The sequence below is a fragment of the Spirosoma litoris genome, from assembly GCF_054776755.1.
This window is the reverse complement of the sequence record NZ_BAAHBI010000005.1, coordinates 35,563-50,671: the sequence shown is the minus strand read 5'-3', so window position 1 is coordinate 50,671 and position 15,109 is coordinate 35,563. Positions and strand designations below refer to the sequence as shown.

The window sequence follows — 15,109 nt, the reverse complement described above, 5'->3', positions numbered from 1 at the left end:
GAAACTGAATAGGATGTATGATTTTTTTATTTTTTTAACAGTGGTGAGATAATTCGCTACCGTCTGTAGATGTGATACTTACGAGGGTATAGGTCTCCAACTAAGTCATTACTAACCTATTGACATACTTCTATCGGCAGAGGAGTCGGGGCCTGGATAAGAGGACAAGCTGATAACCTCTTAGCGTAAATGTAGCTGCGAAAGGTGGGGTAATAGAGCGTTTTTTTGTCAGTAGAAAAGGAGGAAGATCGTTTTTATCATACATATCAATCTCATTTATTCGCCCTTAAAATGACCTCACGTCGATCCTTCCTGAAAAGCGCAGGTGGCTCTATGGCCCTTGCCAGCCTAAATCCTGTTAAGGCTATTGATACCAAGTATGCTGCCAACGATGACCTGTTTAAGTTAGGTATGGCTGGATTCAGCTTTGTTAATTTCAAGCTGGACGAGTCGTTGGCCATGATGCGGAAAACGGGTGTACACTACCTGTGTATCAAAGATTTCCATCTCCCTTATGCCAGTACTGCCGAAGAAATTGCCGCTTTTCATGAAAAATTAAAGCAGTCGGAAGTTACGGGTTATGCAGTTGGGCCTATTTATATGAAAACAAAGCAGGATATCGACAATGGCTTCGACTATGCAAAACGAGTAGGCGTCAACATGATTATTGGCATTCCGAACCCTGAAGACCTGCCTTATATCGATAAGAAGGTGAAGGAATTTAACTTTCGGTATGCAATCCATAATCACGGTCCTGATATTCAATTGTTTCCGAATGCGAAATCAGTCTATGACGCCGTAAAAGACCTTGATCCCCGAATGGGCCTTTGTTTTGACATGGGTCATGACAAGCGATACGGCGATGACCCGATTGCCGATCTGGAGAAGTACGCCAAACGTATTTTTGATATTCACCTGAAAAACGTCACGGCGGCCTCCAAAGCAGGCTCCACCTGCGAACTGGGCCGGGGTGTTATTGACATACCTGCATTCGTGGGTATGTTACGAAAAGTAAAATACGACGGCTGTTGCAGCCTGGAGTACGAAAAAGATATGAAAGATCCGCTCGCGGGAATTGCCGAATCGGTCGGATATTTTAAAGGCGTTTGCGACGCAACGAAACAAGGGAAGAGAAAAGCATAAAATGAGTTTGTAGTTTGAGGTTCGAAGTTGTTGACGCAAACGTTTCCAATCCTCAATCTCTACCTTGTCGTTAAAAGGCGGATGTTCAGTGATAATATCAATTACGAGAATGACTACCGGAAATGGAGATTTTCTAACTAACGTGAATAATGGATAAAACCTGAAATTATCGGCTGATTATCATTTATTTATAATATTGTTTTTTGTCATCCCGATGCCAGGAGGGGTCTTCGGTAAATAACCAGTTGCCGAAGATCCCTCCTGGCATCGGGATGACAAAAAACTAGTATAATTCTATTCGTAAATCCTCCATTATTCACCTTTTACCGGACACCTTCTGTACGGTTTCGGACATAAATCCAACTACCATCAAGCTATATTTCTGAAAATTAGCCAGTTAAATAATTGGCATTTTATTTGTTCAACAAGTATTAAAGAAATATACCTTTTTAGCCTGTTTGGTATGAGTCGAACCTACCTGGGCGAGTTTGAAGAGTTGGTCTTACTCGCCGTTGCCCTCCTTCAACAACAACCCACGGGAGCCTATGGCGTCACCATTGCCGACGAACTCCAGCAACGAACCCACAGAACCACGTCTGTGACCGGGGTACATGTGGTCTTATATCGTCTGGAAGAGAAAGGCCTCGTTAGTTCGGAATTAGGCGGAGCTACCCTCGCCCGGGGCGGACGGCGTAAACGCTTATTCACCCTGACGGCGGCTGGTCAGCAAGTGCTACGGGAGATGCGTCAACTGCGAATGGGCTTTTGGGAGGCTCTACCTACCCTTTTCTTTTCCTAAACCATGAGCAAGCCTTTACCCAATCCAACTTCCCCGCCCCGATGGGCCGACCACCTGCTCAACTGGGTGACTCCCGCTGAGTTGCTGGAAGAGTTACAGGGAGATCTGCACGAGCAGTTCGCCCAGCGAGTTGACCAAGTTGGCTCCCGCCGGGCCCGTTGGTGGTATGGTCTGGAAGCCCTGAAGGTCATTCGGCCCTATTACTTACGGCGTCGAGTGGCTGGCCTGTCTCACTGGCGGAGGGGCTTTTTCCTGAAGCAACCCGCTAGCACCCGCCCCTTTTTTATAGTTAAACAACCCTCGATACCACTAATGAATTCTGACATGATCCGAAACTATCTCAAAATCGCCTGGCGCAACCTTACCAAATACAAAGGGTATTCTGCCATCAACATTTCAGGGCTTGCTATAGGGATGGCCGTTGCCATCACGATTGGCCTCTGGGTATGGGATGAACTCTCGTTTAATAAATACTATGACAATTACGACCGCATTGTGCAAGTCGCTCAACATGGTACCACCAATGGCGAAACCTGGACGGGCAGTAATTTACCCTATCCATTAGGTGCCAAATTACAGACCCAATACCCTTCTGATTTTAAGCGGGTTTTAAAGGCATGGCATATCCAGGACCATTCGCTGACGGTGGGAGCTGATCAGTTCTCGCTCACTGGTCTGTTTATCGAATCTGGTGCGCCCGATATGTTAGCCCTTCATATGCTGAAAGGAACACGGGCCGCCTTAACCGAACCCAATTCAATCCTGGTCTCGGCCTCAGCGGCCAAAGTGCTGTTTGGGGAAACAGATCCGATGAACAAGGTGGTGAAGATCAATAATGCTATGGATGCCAAGGTGACGGGTGTCTATGAGGATATGCCAGCCAACACCGAGTTTCATCAAGTTCAGTTTTTTGCCCCCTGGGACTTATACGTATCGGCCAACCCCTGGATTAAACAACAAGACTGGGGGAATAATTTTATTCAGGTATGGGCTGAACTCCAACCCCATGTCGATGTTGACCAGGTTTCAGCCAAGATCAGGGATATTAAAGTAAAGCACCTGGGCGATAACAAAGAGCTGTTGGCCTATCATTTCCAGATCTTTCTCCATCCGATGAGCAAGTGGCATCTATACTCAGGCTTTGACAAGCAAGGCAATAATACCGGTGGGCAGATTCAGTATGTGTGGCTTTTTAGTATCATTGGTGGGTTTGTGTTGCTGTTAGCCAGTATCAATTTTATGAATTTGAGCACTGCCCGAAGCGAAAAACGGGCGAAAGAAGTGGGTATCCGCAAAGCGGTGGGTTCGGTAAGAGGGCAGCTCATCGGGCAGTTTTTTAGTGAATCCTTTCTGGTGGTCCTGCTGTCGTTTATACTCGCCATTTTTCTGGTGGCCCTTTGGCTGGGCTGGTTTAATGAACTGGCCGATAAGCAAATGGTCATTTTGTGGACCAATCCTTACTTCTGGTTATTGGGCTTCGGCTTCATGCTGATGACGGGGTTACTGGCGGGGAGTTACCCGGCGTTGTATTTATCTAGTTTTCAACCACTCAACGTCTTAAAGGGTACCTTTCGGGTGGGTCGGTTGGCGAGTGTTCCACGTAAAGTATTAGTGGTGGTTCAGTTTACCGTATCGGTGACGCTGATCATTGGCACCCTGATTGTTTATCGCCAGATTCAACATGCCAAAAACCGCCCTGTGGGCTATTCCCGTGAAGGGCTGATCCAGGTGCGTATGGCCTCCAATGATTTCTACACCAAATACGATGTGCTGCGCCAGGAACTCCTCCACACTGGTGTCGTCCTGGAAACGGCGCAGTCGGCCAGCCAGGCTACGGAATTATGGTCCAATAATTCCGGGTTTGATTGGCCGGGGAAAGCGCCTTCCCAACAATCGGATTTTGGCACCCTAACGGTATCCCCCGAATACGGCAAGACGGTTGGTTGGCAGTTTGTTGCCGGGCGCGATTTCTCAAGGGATTTCGCCACAGATTCAGCCACTTTTGTAGTCAATCAGGCGGCTGCTCGATTTATGGGCTTACAGCACCCCATCGGTGAAACGATTCGATGGCATGGAACGCCTTACCGGATTATTGGGGTCATTCAGGATATGGTCATGGGATCGCCGTTTGATCCGGTTTACCCGACCGTGTTTTTTCTTCGTGGTCCGCTCAATTGGATCAACATCAAACTTAAGCCCAGTGTGGCAACCAGCGATGCGCTGCCCAAACTAGAAACGGTCTTTAAGAAAGTCATTCCTTCAGTTCCCTTTGATTACGATTTTGTCGATCAGCAATATGCCGCCAAATTCGCTGAAGAAGAACGGGTTGGCAAGCTAGCAGCGGCCTTCGCCAGCTTAGCGATCTTTATCAGTTGTCTGGGCTTGTTTGGCTTAGCCTCCTTTGTGGCCGAACAGCGAACCAAGGAAATTGGTGTGCGCAAAGTACTGGGGGCGTCCCTGTTTACGCTGTGGCACTTATTGACCAAAGACTTTGTGCTGTTAGTGGGTATTGCCTTCGCCATTGCCATGCCAACAGCCTGGTACTTACTGACTGGTTGGATCCAGAAATATAGCTATCGCACCGAAATTAGCTGGTGGATTTTCGCAGCCGTTGGCTCTGGATCGCTACTGATTACCTTGCTGACAGTGAGTTATCAACTCCTCAAAGCAGCCTTAATAAACCCAGTAAAAAGTTTACGTAGCGACTAAATCAACGAGTTACGACAAGAGCCTCTCCCATGCATCAAGTATTCGTCGATGCATGGGAGCGTGGCTGTTGCACAACTCTACTTAGGTATTTAAGTGGCCTTTTCTGTATCTTAAGGTATGCAAGGGAGAAAAGAGTATATCGAAAAGCAAATCACTTGTTTTCAACCGTCCAGCCGCGTCCCTAAGCATAACTTCTATCGTCGGTTAAAGGAGACGCTCGACCTAACCTTTGTCTATGAGGTCACTAAACAGTTCTATGACCATACAAGCAACCCGTCGATTGACCTAGTCGTATTCCGCCTTTGGCCAATACAAGCCCCAAATCGACGGCTTTCCCTATGATCCTCAAGCCGATCACTTTACCTGCTCAGTGGGCAAGCATTTAGTGTTTAAGACGTTTGACAAGACCGCGGATGGCGGCTGGTAGAAAGTCTACCGGGCAGATTACCAAGATTGCAAACAGTGTCCGCTCAAACCCACCTGTGTGCCCAAGAGTTAGTGCCGCCAGATTATCCGGACGGCCTATGATCCCTTCTATCGGCGAGCTTTGGAGCGTCAGCAAAGTCGGCGGGGCAAGCGTATGAAACGGCTACGCCATAAGACAATAGAACCGGTCTTAGGCAGTCTGGTGGACTACTATGGATTACGGAAGGTGAATGTACGAGGCAAAACCGGGGCTCACAAGGTGATGCTGATGGCAGCTGTGGCCTTCAATCTGAAGAAGTATATGAAGTTCACCACCAAATCCACCGCGTCAGCCAGGCCATAGCCTTAAAGGTCGAGTGGTCATTGTCTTTTCAAGACACTTTGCTGGGCTTTGGCGTGCTTTTTCTCAACTAAGAAGGGTAGACGATGATATAAAATCCTACTCGCCATTTCAGATGTTGAAAAATCAATGCGGGAAGCAGAGTTTTGCAACAGCCACGAGCCTTTCTTGAGATTATGCAACGGGTGACGAAAACCATTCAGTATACAAAAAATGTCGGTTGAACGCGTGAGTCACCCAGTTTCGGTAATTGACTTTTCATAAGTGCCGAAGTCCGCACGCTGAAACCTTGCTGTAAATCCGCCCGGCGGCCCGGCTGTCAAAAAAACTCCCCGCCAACTGGCCTTCCCCCTTGTTCAATTCGCCTGTCAATCTGTTCAATTCACCCTAAAATATCCCATTAGCCGGGCCGGAAGGGGCCATGTTTGCATCCATCGAAACCAATCGTATCATGCAAACAATCAGCTCAGTTCTGGCAGGATTGCTCTTCAGCCTGCACCTGCTGACCCAATCGGGCAGCGATCCACTTACGGGTAAATGGACCAGCGACGACAAAAGCCGGGTGATCGAATTTGTTAAAAATGGCAACGCCTACGACGCCCTGATTCGGGAAGCCGAGGATAAAACGCTGGTCGGTCAGAAACAAATCGCCGGGCTAATTACCAAGGATGGCAAGTCGTTCCGAAATGGCACGTTGTTCCTGATCAAGAAAGGCAAAACGGCTAAATGCTCGGCCCGTGTGCTGGATGGGCATACGCTTGAAATTACCGGCTCGGTGGGCCTTCTCTCAAAGTCACAAACCTGGACCAAATTGTAAGTCATGCGTCCAGATCACTCACTCACCGGCAATCTGCTGCTGGCTTTGCTCTGGCTGCTGGCTCCGTCGATGGCGGTGGCTCAGAAGCAGTTCGGTTCCTTGCAGGAGGTATTCCGCTATGCCGATCAGCACGCCCTGCCGCTGCAAACGTCCCGGCTTCAGGAGCAGATCAGCCGTTCCGCGGAGAAACAGTCGAAAACGTATCGCCTGCCGACCATCAGTGGTAGCGGTGCGTTTACCGACAATATCACGCTGCAACCCACGCTGGTTCCCGAGAAACTGACGAATCCGACGGCTCCCGATAACAGCTACCGTGAACTGACGTTTGGCAGACCGTTTATCTATACGGCGGGTGTTCAGGCTCAATGGGACATGCTGAATTTTCAGAAATGGTTTGCGTCTAAAACGGCCAGCGTACAGACCCACGTAGCCACCGTACAGACGGCCCAGACCCGCTACGCGATGTACAATCAGTTGGCCAGTACGTACTACGCTCTGCTGCTGAGTCAGGAAATCGACACCATTTATGCCCGCAATCTAGCGACCACATCGGCCATTGCCCGGCACGTAGCCGACAAATACGCCCAGGGACTGGTCAGTGAAGAACAGCGGAACCGGGCTATGATTCAGCAGTTACAGGCCGAACGTACTCTAGCCGACATTCGCACCCAGTATCGACAACTGACCTACGATCTTCAGAATCAACTGAATACTACCGACAGCCTGAACCTGACCGAGACCTGGCAGCAACCCGCCGAGTCGGCGTCGCCCATTTCGTTTGCCCCTACGCATCCGGCCATTCTGCTTCAGCAATCGATGCTTCAACTGGCCCAATCTCAGTTATCTCAAAGTAAATCGCTGCTGTATCCGTCCCTGTCGGTGGGGTATCAGTACAATTATTCCTGGGCCACCGGCGGGTTTACGGATTTCGCCAACGCCAATCGGCTGCCCCAGCAATTCCTGAGTGTGCGGCTGAACGTACCGATCTTCACAGGTTTTGCCACGCGTGAGAAAATCAGCCAGTCGGAACTGAGTATCCAGGCCCAGCAACTGCAACTGACCCAGGCCCGGAATCAGGTCGCTCAGGAAGACCAGACGCTGCTACTTCAGTACGACCAGAACCGGGGACAATTACAGAAAGCCCGGCAGATTCTGGCCTTGCAGCAGCAGAACGACCGCCACGTGCAGAACCGCTACGACGGGGGCATTATCAGCCTGGACGAGCGGCTCGATAAGCTCAATGACCTCTTCAAAGCTCAGAACGATTACGTCCAGAGTCTGAGCAATTACAGCGTATCCCACTACAAAATCTTCATCCGTCAACTCGACTTTCAGCGTGAATAATACCCATTCATTCAGCCAATATGCCAGCCTGGCTACGTGCCTTTGGGTGCTGGCTTCCTGCCATAGCCCGGAGAAAACATCGCCCCAGCGAAAAACAATTGAAGAAGCGGTTTTTGCCAGTGGACACATGGAACAGGAAAACGAATACGTTGTGGCGGCCAACGTGGATGGTACGCTCCAACAGCTTTCGATCAGCGAAGGTGATCCCGTGCTGGCGGGAGCCGTGCTGGCCCACATCAAAAGCGACATTCCGGCCAACCAGCTCACCGAAGCCAAACTCGTCTACACGGATGCCGCCCGCAATGCCTCAACCCAATCGCCCCAACTTAGCCAGCTCCGCGTGCAGATCGATCAGGCCAACGCCCAGCTTGAGCAGGACCGCATGAACTGGCAGCGGTATAAGACCCTGCGAGCCAGCAATTCGGTGTCGCAACTGGATCTGGAAAAAGCGGAATTGCAGTACAAAGCGTCGGCCAGTGCGTTGGACGTACTGAAAAAAAATTATCAGGAGCTGGAACGGTCGCTCAAACTCCAGGCCGCCACCAGCCGAACCCAGGTCAACTCGCAACAATCACTACTCGCTGATTACCAACTCAAAGCCACCCGGCCCGGACAGGTGCTGACTGTTTACAAGAAAGAAGGAGAGCTGGTTCGTAAGGGTGAAGTCATTGCCCGGATTGGTAGTGGAACCAGCGTCCTGAAACTGTTTGTGGCCGAAGACGACATCGCCAAAATCAAACTCGGCCAGTCGGCCAGTGTGCAACTGAACACCTATCCCGATACGGTTTTCAAGGCTCGTCTATCGAAAATATACCCGGCCTTCGACGAAAGTCAGCAATCCTACGTCGTCGAAGCCCAGTTACTTCAGCCGCCTGCGGTGCTCTTTTCGGGGACTCAGCTACAGGCCAATGTCGTCACCGGCACCCGCAACAACGTACTGGTTATTCCGACCCCTTACCTGAGCAAAGGAAAGTACGTAACCCTCGAATCGGGCGATGAGAAAGCCATCGTCACGGGCTATAAAAGCAAAGACTGGGTGGAAGTCCGGTCGGGTATTTCAGACAAAGACGTCATTCTTCGCACCAATGAGTAAGGCCATGAGTGTTAACAACAAAATTGCCTGGGTCCATCTAACGTCCAAAATACGCCAGTTGATTGTGGCCGTACTGAGCGTTACGTTCGGGATTTCGATGTACATTTTCATGAACAGCTTCACCAGCGGGGTCAATGATGCCCAGGCGGAACTGGTTTTCAATACGATGGCCCACATCCGGGTGTACAACGATCTACCCAAAGAAGCCCGTCAGCTCCTGCCCGTTCCGAAGGGGTCTGATACGGTGCAGTTCATCAGCAACCCCAAACGAATCCAGTATACGGAAGGCATCAAAAACGCTGAACCGATTCGGGAACTGCTGGAATCGATTCCCGACGTAGTGGCGGTTACGGAGCAGCTCAACGAAAACGTGTTTTTTCACAACGGGGTCAGCAAGGTAAGCGGCAGCCTGTCGGGAGTCGATATTGACAACGAAAATCAGCTGTTCCATACCGCCCAATACATCACGGAGGGCGATTTATATGAACTGCAACGACGCAGCGACGGCGTGATTCTGGGGACGGGTCTGGCCGACAAAATTAGTGCTCAGATGGGCGACATCATCTCGCTCAGTACGTCCGACGGTATCCTGAAAACCTATAAAGTGGTTGGTCTGATCGAAACCGGATCTGCCAGCGTCGATAAATCCAGAGCCATTATTTCGATTCAGGCGGCCCGTCAGTTGTTGTCGAAAAACCAGAGCTATGCCACGGATGTACTGGCCAATGTGCGGCATTACAACGATGCCCGCACCACCGCCAAACGCGTTGGTGCTTCGGTATCGTACAAAACTGAAGCCTGGCAGGAGGGCAACTCGCAACTGGAATCGGCTAACGTGCTCCGCAATATTCTGGCCATCACTGTCTCCCTGACGATCCTGATTGTAGCTGGATTCGGCATTTACAACATCATGAACATGACGGTGAATGAAAAAATGCGGGAGATCGCGATCCTCAAGGCAATGGGTTTCGACGGAAAAGATATTGTTCAAATCTTTCTGGTTGAGTCGATTGCCATCGGGTTTATGGGTGGATTGGTGGGGCTGTTGCTGGGCTTTCTCATCTCAGCTGGCGTCGACCGGATTCCCTTCAAAATTGCGTCGCTCTCGACCTTACCCATTGCCTACATCCCCACCGACTACGTGATGGCGCTGGTGTTTGGGCTCCTGACGACGTTCGTTGCGGGGTATCTGCCCGCCCGAAAAGCATCTAAAATCGATCCCGTAGAAATCTTAAGAGGCTAATCATGCAACCTGCCCTTTCGGTCAACAACATCACCAAATATTTTCATGACCCCGAAACCATTCAGGTGCTGAAAGGCATTTCGTTCGACGTGCAGCCGGGCGAATTTCTGGCCCTGATCGGGAAATCAGGCTCCGGGAAATCGACGCTTCTGTATTTGCTCTCCACGATGGATACGAATTATGAAGGCACGATTCAGATCAATGGCACTCGACTCACGGGGCTGAAACAGAACGAACTGGCCCGGTTCCGGAATGAACACATCGGCTTTGTGTTCCAGTTTCATTATTTGCTGCCGGAGTTTTCGGTGCTGGATAACGTCATGTTGCCCGCCCTGAAACTGGGCAAACAGCCCCCGGAACAGATTCGAAAAAAAGCCCTGGATCTTCTGTACATGCTGGACATCAAAGGACACGAAGACAAAAAAGCATCCCGCATTTCGGGTGGACAGCAGCAACGGGTTGCCATTGCCCGTGCCCTGATCAACGATCCAGCCATTATCATGGGCGACGAACCAACGGGCAATCTGGACTCCAAAAATACAAAAGTAGTGTTCGATATTTTCCGGCAATTAGCCCGAGAACGTGGACAAACCATCATTGCCGTCACGCACGACGATGAGTTTGCGGCCAACTGCGACCGGGTGATCGAAATGGTGGATGGTAAAATTGTTGGGGGGTAAACCATGCGACTCACCCTACTTCCCTCAGCCGTCCGAATGTTCGGGTTCCCAGTGGCTTTTCTAACTACGTTCGTGGTTCAGGCCCAGCGACCTAATCTGGAGATTGCGGGTCTGGAATACCGACATACTCGCCTGAGCAACGATTCGCTGAAAGGCCACGTAAACAGCGTGGCTGCCTTCCTGAATTTTCCGATTCTGAAAACCGAAAAACGGATCATCGGAGGTCGTTTCCAATTCAATAACAGCCAGCTCGACCTGCCCGACAAAGGATCGTTTTCGGTCACCCGACTCGATCTCAATCTGTTCTGGCAACGCAATTACAGTGAGACCACCAAACTTCAGTTTTTTGTGCAGGGCGGGTTATACTCTGATTTTGTTGACATCAGCGGAGAAGATATGCGGTATGCCATCGGCGGCAGTTACACGATTCGGCACGGCCCCCGGCTGACGAGTGGTTCGGGCGTGCAGTTGGCCCGGCAATTTTTCGGTTACCAGATAAACCCGTTTATTGCCATCCATTACGACATCAGCGACCGGTTGCATCTGTCGGGTCTGCTGCCGATACGTCCTCGTCTGGACTATCAGTTGAGTGAGTCGATCAGTTGGGTAAGCGAAATTTCGGGTAACTTGACCAGTTATCGACTGTCGCAGCAGAGCCGCCACAGTGAGTACGTTAAGGTGACGCAATGGTACGGACTAAGTTCGCTGGCCGTGACGGTAAAAAAACGGCACAAGTTTTCGGCCGGATTGGGATACGATTTTCGGAATCAGATTCAGTTATACGGCAATAATAGTCAGCCCTACTGGTCGATTATTACGTTTCCCATCGGAAAACCCACCCAACCGATCGTCGATTTCAATGCCCGTGGCCTACGGATGCAGGTCAGTTATCACCTGGTGTTAAACCGAAACGAGTGAGCCTATCATACCGATGAAACTGAACATAAACTGGCTGCTTCCGCTGGCCCTGGCGGCTATTTTGCCAGGGCTTAATTTCTTCTCCAACGCCAACGCGTTGATCGACGGCAAACTGGATTTTTACAGCCGGTGGCTCTCCGCGTCGGTTGTGTTGTTTGTGCTCTGGTACCTGCTGCTGTACACCACAAACCAGAGCCGACGACACCGATGGGAACTGACGGCGGTCATCATTCTGGCGTATATCGTACTGGTCTACAGTTTCTTCTCGCTTTTCATTTTCAGCCATCCTGAGTATATCCGCTGGAATCTGCTGCTCAAATTCTCTTTTGCCAGTCTTCTTTTTCTCATCATTCAGTATGCCCTCCGCGCCAGTTCCAGCATTGCCCGACTGGAACTGGAAAAAGAACAGATGCAGAGCGAAAACTACCGGGTACAGCTCCAGCAATTACGCAGCAAAGTCGATCCGCACTTTCTGTTCAATTCCCTGAATACGCTGCGGATGATGGCCCGCAAGCAACACCCATCGACCGAACAATTCGTGATCAGCCTGTCGGATTTCTACCGGCAAACGCTCAAGTACAACGAAGCGTCTACGGTTCCGTTGCGGGAGGAACTGAGCGTGCTGAAATCGTATCTGTTTCTGATGCAGACCCGTAACGAAGGCAGCCTGGACGTATCGATTCAGATTGACGAGCCCTTACAGAATTACCTGATTCCCACGCTTTCCTTACAAATCGTCGCCGAAAACTGCTTCAAACACAACGCCATGACCTCGGCAAACCCACTGCGTATCAGCATCTCCACCAGTGACGATTTTTACGTAGTGGTCAGCAATCCGAAACTACCGAAGCTGTCCCAATCGGAAAAGTCGGGTTACGGGCTGGATAATATCCGGCAACGCTATACCTTGCTGAACGTAACGAATGGCCTTCTCGTCCACGAAACCGACACCCATTTTGCCGTAAAACTGAAACTGATCTGATGAACGTATTGATTGTGGAAGATGAAAAGCACACGGCCCAGCTCCTGAAAGAAATCATCGAGCAGGACGACGACTTTCTAGTCACGGCCACGCTCGAATCCATTGCGGAGACCGTTGCTTTTCTGACGAAGCACCACAGCAAAATCGACCTGATCTTTCTGGATATTCAGCTTGCCGATGGGCACAGCTTCGCGATTTTCCAGTACGTCGACGTAGCCATTCCGATCATTTTCTGCACCGCTTTTGACGATTACACCCTGGCGGCTATTCAGAATAACGGCATCAACTACATCCTGAAACCGTTTCGGGAGGAAGAAATCCACGCGGCCCTGACGCGGTATAAAAACCTGGTGGCCAGCTTCAGCCAGAAAGCCATCAATCCCGCTTTGTTGGCACCTCCCCGAGAGAAAAGTTATCAGGAAAGTTTCCTGACCCAGCACCGTGAAAAATCCATCGTCATTTACACTAAAGACATTGCGGCCATTACGATTGAGTATGAACTCGTACAGTTATATACGTTCAGCGGAGAGCGGCACCCGCTCCTGAAAAATCTGGAATACATCGAATCGGTTTGTAATCCACATCAGTTTTACCGCATCAACCGACAAATGCTCATCAATCGCAACGCGATCCAGTCGATTGAGCCGTATTTCAACCGAAAAATCGTGGTTAAGCTGGTTGTTCCCCTGGCCGAAACAGCCATCGTCAGCCGCCTGAAAGTAGCTGCGTTCAAAGAATGGCTGGAAAAGGGTATTTAACTATTGAATGACACACAGCTATTTACAGTGTTTGCTGTACGATTTGTCGAAGTCGGTGCTCTCTAAGTATATAAAATCCGATAATGACTACCGAAAACAGTCGGCATGATCGGCGAAAAACTGGTCTATCGTACGCGGTGGGCGACCCAGTATTTTGCTCACACTATCAGTAACCAACGCTTTTTCGCCGTTACGTTGTGCAGTGTCGTATGCAATAAAGGTTTCGATCAGAGCAGGAGGTAGGTTTTGTTGTTCCATCTCCCGGCGTGCGTCTTCCAGAGAAATGGGCACATACGCCACCGGTTGCTGAAGAACGCTGGAAATCGCTGCGGCAACATCATTATAATTCACAGCCTCGCCACCCGTCAGGAAATAGGTTTTAGCGTAGTGATTTTCTGGCTTTGTCAAACAGTTGAAAGCCACTTCGGCGACATCCCTTTTGTCTACGTAGGCTCGTTTCCCATCGCCCGTTGATTCGTGGAATTTGCGGTCCTTACGCACACTTTCAGCCAGATCGCCCAGCCAGTTCTGCATCATGCCGTTAGACCTTAGGATGGTATAGGGAATGCCCGCTTGGGTTAATGCCGCTTCGACCAGACCGTGCAGCCGGGGAATAAAGAGGGGAGAGCAGGCATCGGCTTCCCCGGAAGATAATTTAACGAGATGGGCGGCCCTTGCTCTTTGGGCGGCCCGGATCACATTAGTTTGATCCTTTACAAAATCTGGACTGGGACCGGAGGTCAGGAAAACTCCACCCCCTTTAGCAATGGCAGGGATCAGTTGCTCCTCATGGGCCATGTCGGCCTGATGCCATTCCACAAAAGGTAACGGAATGGCTCGTTCCAGGTTACGCGTCACCGCCGTAACGGGTATTTTGGCATCCGAAAACAATTGGATAAGATCAGACCCTATTTTACCCGTGGCTCCAAATACGGTGATTTTTCTAGCTTGTTCCATTTCACTGTTTTTAATTGACCAGTCAAATGTAGGAGTGGCAATTAGCCAGAAATTGTACAAACCCGACAGCCGTAATTAAGTCCATTCGGGGAAATTGACCAATGGCCCATTTGCTCTCGCCAAGAACTCTTTGGGCGTTGCACCTGCAAACTCCCGAAAGTCACGGATGTAATGCGATTGGTCAAAATAGTCGTTTTCGTAAGCGATATGGGTCAGCAATTGGGTAGGCTGCGTATCCAGCAACCGGAGTGCCGCCTGAAACCGATTGATTCGCATGAATCGTTTGGGAGAAAGACCGATATTCGTTTTGATCAGTCGTTCCAGCGAACGTTCGGAGAGGTTTAGTTGTGACTGTATTTCCTTCAAACTACAGTTATGATTGGCCGTCTGCCGGATGAAAAAAGCGACTCTGTTGTCGGCTTTGGGACGATTCCGAATAAGTTGCTGGGTAAGAAAATCGCTCAGCAGGGCTATTCTTTCATAGGTATCTTCTGAGGTAAGAAGTCTGTCGCACAGGTCATTTTTCAGCACACTGTCCAATGCAGTATAGCCATCGGTAAGCTCGTGGGCGTCTATCCCAAAAATGGCTTTTAAGGCCTGCGGCTGGAAATGCACAAAGATCATACCGTACGTTCCAGAGGCCGTATTTTGCGAATGGGTCGTTGCCGGACCGTGCAGGTATAGATGCGGGAAAGGCTTTCCGTCAATAGTATAAAAAGAATCCGCCGTTTGCTGAAAGATAAGCCCCGGACAGCCATCCGAAACAATCCTGAAGGTATGAGTTAATGCCTCACTCTGTTGGCTTCGCAATAGACCAAACCAGTGAACATAGGGTTTTAAGTGATCTGCCGGCTCAATTTTTAGGTATTCCATTCTGCCTGATCGTTTCGTTAAGCATGA

General features: G+C 50.0%; 14 protein-coding genes. 12 read left to right on the top strand and 2 right to left on the bottom strand.

Annotated features, from left to right (window positions below; translation table 11 throughout):
- The first annotated feature begins 291 nt into the window (after positions 1–291).
- From ACYVGR_RS02905 to ACYVGR_RS02850, 12 genes are all read left to right on the top strand, one after another.
- Positions 292–1,143 carry a sugar phosphate isomerase/epimerase family protein gene (locus ACYVGR_RS02905; protein ID WP_460953783.1) on the top strand — a complete coding sequence of 284 codons (852 nt, stop codon included), beginning with the start codon at positions 292–294 and terminating at the stop codon, positions 1,141–1,143.
- A 463-nt stretch (positions 1,144–1,606) separates the two neighbouring features.
- Positions 1,607–1,942 (top strand): PadR family transcriptional regulator, encoded by a 336-nt coding sequence (locus ACYVGR_RS02900; RefSeq protein ID WP_460953782.1) that lies wholly within the window; start codon positions 1,607–1,609, stop codon positions 1,940–1,942.
- A 3-nt stretch (positions 1,943–1,945) separates the two neighbouring features.
- Positions 1,946–4,651, top strand: coding sequence for an ABC transporter permease (locus ACYVGR_RS02895; RefSeq protein WP_460953781.1), 2,706 nt, complete (start codon positions 1,946–1,948; stop codon positions 4,649–4,651).
- A gap of 547 nt (positions 4,652–5,198) precedes the next feature.
- Complete coding sequence (locus ACYVGR_RS02890; protein ID WP_460953780.1) at positions 5,199–5,420, top strand: transposase; 222 nt, start codon at positions 5,199–5,201, stop codon at positions 5,418–5,420.
- Positions 5,421–5,868: 448 nt separating this feature from the next.
- Positions 5,869–6,234: a DUF2147 domain-containing protein gene (locus tag ACYVGR_RS02885; protein ID WP_460953779.1), complete on the top strand. Its 366-nt coding sequence runs from the start codon at positions 5,869–5,871 to the stop codon at positions 6,232–6,234.
- Between the two features lie 3 nt (positions 6,235–6,237).
- Positions 6,238–7,578: a TolC family protein gene (locus ACYVGR_RS02880; protein WP_460953778.1), complete on the top strand. Its 1,341-nt coding sequence runs from the start codon at positions 6,238–6,240 to the stop codon at positions 7,576–7,578.
- Positions 7,571–8,671 carry an efflux RND transporter periplasmic adaptor subunit gene (locus tag ACYVGR_RS02875; RefSeq protein ID WP_460953777.1) on the top strand — a complete coding sequence of 367 codons (1,101 nt, stop codon included), beginning with the start codon at positions 7,571–7,573 and terminating at the stop codon, positions 8,669–8,671. Before ACYVGR_RS02880 ends, ACYVGR_RS02875 begins: the two co-directional genes overlap by 8 nt.
- Positions 8,664–9,914 (top strand): ABC transporter permease, encoded by a 1,251-nt coding sequence (locus tag ACYVGR_RS02870; protein WP_460953776.1) that lies wholly within the window; start codon positions 8,664–8,666, stop codon positions 9,912–9,914. The genes ACYVGR_RS02875 and ACYVGR_RS02870 overlap by 8 nt, the downstream gene beginning before the upstream one ends.
- Before the next feature lie 2 nt (positions 9,915–9,916).
- Positions 9,917–10,594 (top strand): ABC transporter ATP-binding protein, encoded by a 678-nt coding sequence (locus ACYVGR_RS02865; protein WP_460953775.1) that lies wholly within the window; start codon positions 9,917–9,919, stop codon positions 10,592–10,594.
- A gap of 3 nt (positions 10,595–10,597) precedes the next feature.
- Positions 10,598–11,512, top strand: coding sequence for a DUF6268 family outer membrane beta-barrel protein (locus tag ACYVGR_RS02860; protein WP_460953774.1), 915 nt, complete (start codon positions 10,598–10,600; stop codon positions 11,510–11,512).
- Positions 11,513–11,525: 13 nt separating this feature from the next.
- The gene (locus ACYVGR_RS02855) at positions 11,526–12,494 is read left to right on the top strand and encodes a sensor histidine kinase (RefSeq protein ID WP_460953773.1); all 969 of its coding nucleotides are present in this window, start codon (positions 11,526–11,528) and stop codon (positions 12,492–12,494) included.
- A complete protein-coding gene (locus ACYVGR_RS02850) occupies positions 12,494–13,252 on the top strand; it encodes a LytR/AlgR family response regulator transcription factor (protein WP_460953772.1) in 759 nt (252 codons plus the stop codon). The genes ACYVGR_RS02855 and ACYVGR_RS02850 overlap by 1 nt, the downstream gene beginning before the upstream one ends.
- A gap of 87 nt (positions 13,253–13,339) precedes the next feature.
- Here ACYVGR_RS02850 and ACYVGR_RS02845 read toward each other — a convergent pair whose 3' ends face one another.
- Both ACYVGR_RS02845 and ACYVGR_RS02840 read right to left on the bottom strand, forming a co-directional pair.
- On the bottom strand, positions 13,340–14,209 hold the full coding sequence (locus tag ACYVGR_RS02845) for an NmrA family NAD(P)-binding protein (protein ID WP_460953771.1): 870 nt from the start codon (positions 14,207–14,209) through the stop codon (positions 13,340–13,342).
- Positions 14,210–14,284: 75 nt separating this feature from the next.
- Entirely contained in the window at positions 14,285–15,082 is a 798-nt protein-coding gene (locus tag ACYVGR_RS02840; protein WP_460953770.1) for an AraC family transcriptional regulator, read from the bottom strand.
- Positions 15,083–15,109: the final 27 nt, after the last annotated feature.

Excerpts from the sequence above, each read along its gene's own strand:
- ACYVGR_RS02905 (WP_460953783.1), top strand. The coding sequence starts at position 292 with ATGACCTCACGTCGATCCTTCCTGAAAAGCGCAGGTGGCTCTATGGCC.
- ACYVGR_RS02900 (WP_460953782.1), top strand. The coding sequence starts at position 1,607 with ATGAGTCGAACCTACCTGGGCGAGTTTGAAGAGTTGGTCTTACTCGCC.
- ACYVGR_RS02895 (WP_460953781.1), top strand. The coding sequence starts at position 1,946 with ATGAGCAAGCCTTTACCCAATCCAACTTCCCCGCCCCGATGGGCCGAC.
- ACYVGR_RS02885 (WP_460953779.1), top strand. The coding sequence starts at position 5,869 with ATGCAAACAATCAGCTCAGTTCTGGCAGGATTGCTCTTCAGCCTGCAC.
- ACYVGR_RS02880 (WP_460953778.1), top strand. The coding sequence starts at position 6,238 with ATGCGTCCAGATCACTCACTCACCGGCAATCTGCTGCTGGCTTTGCTC.
- ACYVGR_RS02870 (WP_460953776.1), top strand. The coding sequence starts at position 8,664 with ATGAGTAAGGCCATGAGTGTTAACAACAAAATTGCCTGGGTCCATCTA.
- ACYVGR_RS02865 (WP_460953775.1), top strand. The coding sequence starts at position 9,917 with ATGCAACCTGCCCTTTCGGTCAACAACATCACCAAATATTTTCATGAC.
- ACYVGR_RS02860 (WP_460953774.1), top strand. The coding sequence starts at position 10,598 with ATGCGACTCACCCTACTTCCCTCAGCCGTCCGAATGTTCGGGTTCCCA.
- ACYVGR_RS02855 (WP_460953773.1), top strand. The coding sequence starts at position 11,526 with ATGAAACTGAACATAAACTGGCTGCTTCCGCTGGCCCTGGCGGCTATT.
- ACYVGR_RS02850 (WP_460953772.1), top strand. The coding sequence starts at position 12,494 with ATGAACGTATTGATTGTGGAAGATGAAAAGCACACGGCCCAGCTCCTG.
- ACYVGR_RS02845 (WP_460953771.1), bottom strand. The coding sequence starts at position 14,209 with ATGGAACAAGCTAGAAAAATCACCGTATTTGGAGCCACGGGTAAAATA.
- ACYVGR_RS02840 (WP_460953770.1), bottom strand. The coding sequence starts at position 15,082 with ATGGAATACCTAAAAATTGAGCCGGCAGATCACTTAAAACCCTATGTT.